Origin of the sequence: Paenibacillus sp. 1-18 (genome assembly GCF_000520755.1) — a bacterium.
GTDB classification, from domain to species: Bacteria; Bacillota; Bacilli; order Paenibacillales; family Paenibacillaceae; genus Paenibacillus; species Paenibacillus brasilensis.
This window is the reverse complement of record NZ_ASSB01000252.1, coordinates 42,512-48,511: the sequence shown is the minus strand read 5'-3', so window position 1 is coordinate 48,511 and position 6,000 is coordinate 42,512. Positions and strand designations below refer to the sequence as shown.

At 42.6% G+C, this 6,000-nt stretch carries 6 protein-coding genes; 5 read left to right on the top strand and 1 reads right to left on the bottom strand.

What is annotated here, in order from left to right:
• The 5 genes from L693_RS0116215 to ytfJ form a co-directional block, all read left to right on the top strand.
• Positions 1-339 (top strand): YheC/YheD family protein (locus L693_RS0116215; protein ID WP_025718282.1); only part of this gene is annotated, 339 nt, incomplete at its 5' end.
• A gap of 240 nt (positions 340-579) precedes the next feature.
• On the top strand, positions 580-1,287 hold the full coding sequence (locus L693_RS0116205) for a DUF421 domain-containing protein (protein WP_025718281.1): 708 nt from the start codon (positions 580-582) through the stop codon (positions 1,285-1,287).
• Positions 1,288-1,380: 93 nt separating this feature from the next.
• Positions 1,381-2,412: a cupin domain-containing protein gene (locus tag L693_RS0116200; RefSeq protein WP_025718279.1), complete on the top strand. Its 1,032-nt coding sequence runs from the start codon at positions 1,381-1,383 to the stop codon at positions 2,410-2,412.
• A gap of 173 nt (positions 2,413-2,585) precedes the next feature.
• Positions 2,586-3,365 (top strand): ABC transporter ATP-binding protein, encoded by a 780-nt coding sequence (locus tag L693_RS0116195; RefSeq protein ID WP_025718277.1) that lies wholly within the window; start codon positions 2,586-2,588, stop codon positions 3,363-3,365.
• 75 nt (positions 3,366-3,440) lie between these two features.
• Positions 3,441-3,848, top strand: a complete 408-nt coding sequence (gene ytfJ, locus L693_RS0116190) for a GerW family sporulation protein (protein WP_025718275.1) — start codon at positions 3,441-3,443, stop codon at positions 3,846-3,848.
• On the opposite strand, the gene ppk1 is transcribed toward ytfJ, so the two are convergent.
• Positions 3,842-5,980 (bottom strand): polyphosphate kinase 1, encoded by a 2,139-nt coding sequence (gene ppk1, locus L693_RS0116185; protein WP_049825184.1) that lies wholly within the window; start codon positions 5,978-5,980, stop codon positions 3,842-3,844. The genes ytfJ and ppk1 overlap by 7 nt on opposite strands.
• Positions 5,981-6,000: the final 20 nt, after the last annotated feature.

The window sequence follows — 6,000 nt, the reverse complement described above, 5'->3', positions numbered from 1 at the left end:
TCTGAGCTGGTAAAGAAACTGAATGCCCTGGGCACTACCATTGCCGTCCAACTGCAAAAAACATATCCCAATTTCCGGCAAATTGGAGTGGACATTGGACTCGATCGCAGCTTGACCCCATGGATTATTGAGGTGAACACGAAGCCTGACCCGTATATTTTTAACCAGTTAAAAGACAAGTCGATGTACCGCAAAGTATTAAGCTATTGGCGACTAGCCAATCAAAAGAATAAAGCTACAGGTCCGAGCAAAGATAAGGATAAAGATAAAGATAAAGATAAAGATAAGTTAAAAGACAAGGTGAAAATTACAGGCTCTAAAAAAGCAAAAAGCTCATAAGTGAGGAATCGGTTCAGTGACTGAAGCTCTGAACTGAAGAAATAAAAGGATGAATATCTTATTGATTCATCCTTCTTACATAAATAGCGGGGGTACCCGAATTCACATCTGCGATATGCCGATTGACGCTGGAAATTTTACGACGATACCCGGAATCGCTCGAAACGGTTTTGTGAATGTAATGAAAACAGTGAAATTGGAAAAACTATATGAAAACAATCAGAACTGAGGTCTTGGTATATGGAATTATGGGAAACCATGTTAAGATCAATATTTGCATTTACCCTAATGATGATTGTAGCACGTATATTGGGCAAACCGACTATTTCCCAAATGACCTACCATGATTTTGTGGCTGCCATTACATTGGGCTCCATTACCGCGAATCTTTCCTTTAATAGCTCAGTAGGGGTATGGAATTTAATAACTTCTTTACTTATATTTTCAGGAATTGCTTACTTGCTAATGTTTCTCGCCATGAAGAACCGAAAGCTGAGAAGTTGGTTATCGGGGAAACCAACCGTGTTAATTCAGGAAGGGAAAATTTTGGAGAGTAATATGAAAAAGCTTAGGATTACACTGGATACACTGAATCAGGAGCTAAGAAGTAAAAATATTTTTAATATTCAAGACGTTCATTATGCCGTACTCGAAATGAATGGAGCCATTTCCGTATTACCCAAGTGGGAAAGTAAACCTGTAACCAGAAAAGATTTGCATTTGGACGATCGTTCCGAGCATATTTTTCCTATTGAATTGATGATGGACGGGAGCATCATTGAAGCTAATTTGAAGGACAATAACATTACAACAGATTGGCTGCATGCACAGATAAAAAAGAAGGGGCTTTCGATTGAGAACATCAATTATGCCGTAATCAGTTCTGATGGTAGTATATTTTTTGATGAATATAAGGATCGAATCAAGCATCCGGTTGATAAAGAATGAATGAATTTGATTTCATTAACATTAAAGGTATATAATAGGTATACACAATTAAGTAAACATAGACATATGAAATGATTTTAAGGAGGAATCGCTATGAAATCATTTAAGTATGCATTGGAGAAAAAGGAACCCAGAACCGGACCGGGAGGCATCACACGTGGGGCTTCGGTCCATGATTTTCCTGTATCGGAAGGAATAGCAGGGGTGTCCATGCGTTTGGAACCGGGTGGAATGCGTGAGCTTCACTGGCATGCCAATGCGGCTGAATGGGCCTATGTGGTTAGCGGCTCCTGCCGGACAACAGTTATCCATCCGGACGGTTCTTCGTATGTCGATATTTTCAATCCAGGTGATGTATGGTATTTTCCGCGTGGTTATGGTCATTCAATTCAAGGTATTGGTCCTGGAGAGTGTCATTTTATATTGATTTTTGATAATGGAGATTTTTCGGAGGATCACACGTTCAGTATAACTGATTTCATAGCACAGACTCCTGCAGAGGTTGTAAGGCAGAACCTGGGACTTGCAGCCGACGAACTGGCTCTTTTGCCAGATAAGGAAGCCTATTTTGCAAAAGGACCTGTACCTTCTAACGGATCTCATGATGCATTTCCTCGCATTTCCTCCGATCTGATCACTAAACATCGGTATCCTTTAATGGCCAAACAGCCCAGATTAGCACCGGGTGGTGGGACACAGCGGACAGTTACGGTAGAAGATTTTCCGATTTCTTCGACAATGGCAGGATCTGTGATTGAGCTGGAGCCGGGCGGATTACGAGAAATGCACTGGCATCCCAATGCGGACGAATGGCAATACTATTTGGATGGTCATGCAGAAATGACTGTGTTTCTCGCTGAAGGGAATGCCGTCACAGAGCAGTTTGAAGCCGGAGATGTAGGATACGTACCCATGGGAGCCGGGCATTATATTAAAAATACCGGATCAGAGATATGCCGTATTTTGATTGGTTTTAACAGCGGTCATTACGAAGCCATTGATTTGAGTGAGTGGATGGCTGGTAACCCAGTTGATGTATTAGCAACGAATCTGAGCCTTCCGAGAGAAATAGCGAATAAACTGCCTCATAGATCAGTCTTCATCGCTCCAAAATCTAAATCATAAGTCAGCGAAACAGCCCGCTTTTTGTTCCCCCATATATGGGGGAGCAGAAAGCGGGCTAATTGAACAACCTGTAACTCTATGCTATCCTTATGTATTAATAGAGAATAATATAGTAAATATTTAGTTTCTCTACCCATAAACATCAGATGATATGATCAATAGGAGGGATAAACATGTGTTCTGTCATTGAACTTAACAATGTGAGCTGGAAAAGAGACAATCGTACCATACTGGATCAAATCAACTGGAAGGTAGCCGAAGGTGAGCACTGGGCTGTGCTTGGACTGAATGGATCGGGTAAAACAACGATGCTGAATATGATCAATGGTTACATATGGCCAACTACAGGTAGTGTGAGTGTGTTGGGACATACGTTCGGGGACGTGGATCTGAGGGAGCTGCGCAAATCTATCGGCTGGGTCAGCTCCTCTTTACAGGAGAGAATCAATGGTAGTCAGCGCACGCAGGATGTTGTCATTAGCGGCAAATTTGCCTCCATTGGACTTTATGATCAAACAACGGATTCGGATTTTGAGCAGGCCGTACACCTCATGACCCAACTGGGCTGTGCTCACCTCGTGGACCGATTGTATCAAGGATGTTCACAGGGGGAGAAGCAAAAAGTGCTTATTGCCCGCGCGCTCACGGCCTCACCCAAGCTGCTGATTTTGGACGAGGCGTGTAACGGCTTGGACTTCTTTTCCCGGGAATCCTTACTAACTAGCATTCATCAGCTGTCCGAATCGCCAGGTTCCCCGAATTTATTATATGTCACACATCATATCGAGGAAATTTTACCAATGTACACGCATACGATTCTGATACGCCGGGGGACTGTTTTCGCTAAAGGTAAAACGACAGACATTCTGAGCAGTGAAACGCTTAGTGCCTTTTTTGAAACCCCTGTGCAAGTAGAATGGAGACAGGAGCGTGCATGGCTATCTATGGTGTAGAGAGTCAATTCGGTTTATTCTCTTCCAATCCTGACTACAATGACATAAGAGAATCATTGTAGAGAGGTGAATGGAATGTCAGAGCATCCATTACAATCTTTTATAGAAACGGTCAAAGATCACTTAAAGGACATGGTGAACGTCAATACGACCATTGGAGAACCGGTTGTCGTGTCTGACGGCACCATTATCATCCCTGTTTGTAAAGTAAGCTATGGATTTGCGGCAGGTGGCCGCGATTTGGACAAACGCAACCAGGAATCCACAAGGGGGATGCCCTCATTCGGCGGAGGTATGGGCGGAGGTGCGTCTGTAACACCTCTCGCCATTATAATTATCGGCAAAATGGGCGTTCAAACAGTCTATCTGGATAACTCTCCTACGGTATATGACAAGATTTTGGACATGGCGCCACATCTATTGGATAAATTGCATAAACTTATCAAGGAATACCATACAGAAAAAGGTGATAATAGTCAGTGAATCAGGTCTGACTCGTTTGTGTATGCAAAGGCTGCCAACGGGGTTATGCGGTCGTTTTGAATTGGAAAAGCGTTATTTTTCCTTATTACAAGATTTTTGGCCTCTAATTGGCTACAGCAGGGAGGCTGTTCATTGTGCACCATGACATATTGGCCATCGGGAAGCAGCTGTCGGGCTTTAATATTATCATCTAGCAACAGCAATAAATATTGGATGATGACAGATTGATGCTCTTCATTTAATAGCGGACACATTAATTCAATCCGCTTGTCCATATTTCGGGTCATCCAGTCTGCACTGGACAGCCACAATTGGGGCGTGCCAGCATTTTCAAAATAAAAAATGCGGGAGTGCTCCAAAAATCGGCCGACAATGCTGCGAACGGTAATATTGTCGCTCAGTCCGGGAATTCCTGGACGCAAGCAGCAGATACCACGAACGATCAGATCAATTCGGACGCCTGCCTGGGAAGCAGAATATAGTTGGTCGACCAACTGTTTATTCGATAACGAGTTCATTTTGGCTATAATCCTTGCAGGTTTACCGCTCAATGCATTTTCCACTTCACGCTGAATGCAGTCTACCAACTGTTGTTTCAAATGCGCTGGAGCTACACTGAGGTAATGCCACTGGCTCGGGGCGGAAAATCCTGTGATTTTATTGAATAAATTGGAGACATCTTCGCCGATCTCCGGATAGGAAGAGAACAGTCCGATATCTGTAAATATTTGTGCCGACACTTCATTGTAATTTCCAGTGGCGACATGAATGTAACGTCTAAGAGTATCTGCTTCCTTACGTACAACCAAAACCATTTTGGCATGAATTTTCAACCCGGGCAGGCCATAAACGACATGGCATCCTGCTTTTTCCAATTCTTTTGCCCATTCGATATTTCGGGCTTCATCGAAGCGTGCTTTCAACTCAACGACTACTGTGACCTGCTTTCCTAATTCGGCAGCTCGATTCAAAGATCGGATAATCCGTGAATTACCATTTACGCGATACAAGGTCATTTTAATAGCCATAACGGATGGATCGACCGCTGAATGTTCGACAAAATCGTTAACAACGTCAAACGATTCATAAGGATGAAGTAAGAGAACATCTCTTTTTCGCAGCACTGAAAAAAAATCGTCCGTCTTCGTAAACTCCAACGGATAAAGAGGATCAAATCTTGAATGCTTGAGATGCTCAAAGCCCTCAACCGAATTGGCGAATGACATAAAGTAGCTCAAGTCAATAGGCCCATCATTCGTAATTAAAAACTGACTTTCTATTTCCAGTTCTTTTTCTAGCCATTCCAATGCAAAAGGATCAAAACCCTTTTCTATTTCCAAACGAATCGGAGTGCCCCATTTTCTTGCGCGCAATACTTTTTCCACTTCATCAAGGATATCCTCCGCTTCTTCCTCATTTAAATCAAGATCTGCATTTCGAGTTAAACGGAATGTATGGAAAGTAATAGGCGTATAGGTAGTAAACAAAGTGTGAATATGCTGCTTAATCAAATCTTCGAGCAAAATAAACTGCCATTGATCATGATCCGATAGAGACGGAACTTTAATATAACGAGGCAGATTGGATGGAATTTCAACCAAGGCAATATAAACTTCCTTACCCGATGCATCGGAAGGCGGCTTCAAACCGACGGCCAAATATACACTTTTTGAACGAATCAGAGGGAAAGGACGGCTTTTATCAATAGCTAGAGGAGTTAGCACGGGAAATACTTTTTCAAGATAATAGGTCTCCATTTCCCTCTTCTGCACAGAATTAAGCTCGCCATAAGTGGTAAAAGCAAGGCCCTCTTCCTTTAGCAGTTGAATAATCCGGGCATAGGTTGAATACTGATCTGCTACTAATTGCTCAATCATGACAATTACTTTATGTTGTAGCTGTTGTGGAGTAAAGCCAGTGAAATCGACCTCTTGATTGCCAGCTCTAATTTTATCCATAAGTCCTGCGACCCTGACACTGACAAACTCATCCAGATTGGTGGAAACAATTGATATGAACTTTGTTCGCTCCAACAGAGGAGTGCTTTCGTCCTGTGCTTCTTCAAGAACACGTCTGTTAAATTGAAGCCAGCTTATTTCACGATTAATATAGTTCACGGCGCACGCCTCCATCTGCCTATTCTTTTTTTCTA

Coding starts and splice junctions, on each gene's coding strand:
- L693_RS0116205 (WP_025718281.1), top strand. CDS start 580: ATGGAATTATGGGAAACCATGTTAAGATCAATATTTGCATTTACCCTA.
- L693_RS0116200 (WP_025718279.1), top strand. CDS start 1,381: ATGAAATCATTTAAGTATGCATTGGAGAAAAAGGAACCCAGAACCGGA.
- L693_RS0116195 (WP_025718277.1), top strand. CDS start 2,586: ATGTGTTCTGTCATTGAACTTAACAATGTGAGCTGGAAAAGAGACAAT.
- ytfJ (WP_025718275.1), top strand. CDS start 3,441: ATGTCAGAGCATCCATTACAATCTTTTATAGAAACGGTCAAAGATCAC.
- ppk1 (WP_049825184.1), bottom strand. CDS start 5,980: ATGGAGGCGTGCGCCGTGAACTATATTAATCGTGAAATAAGCTGGCTT.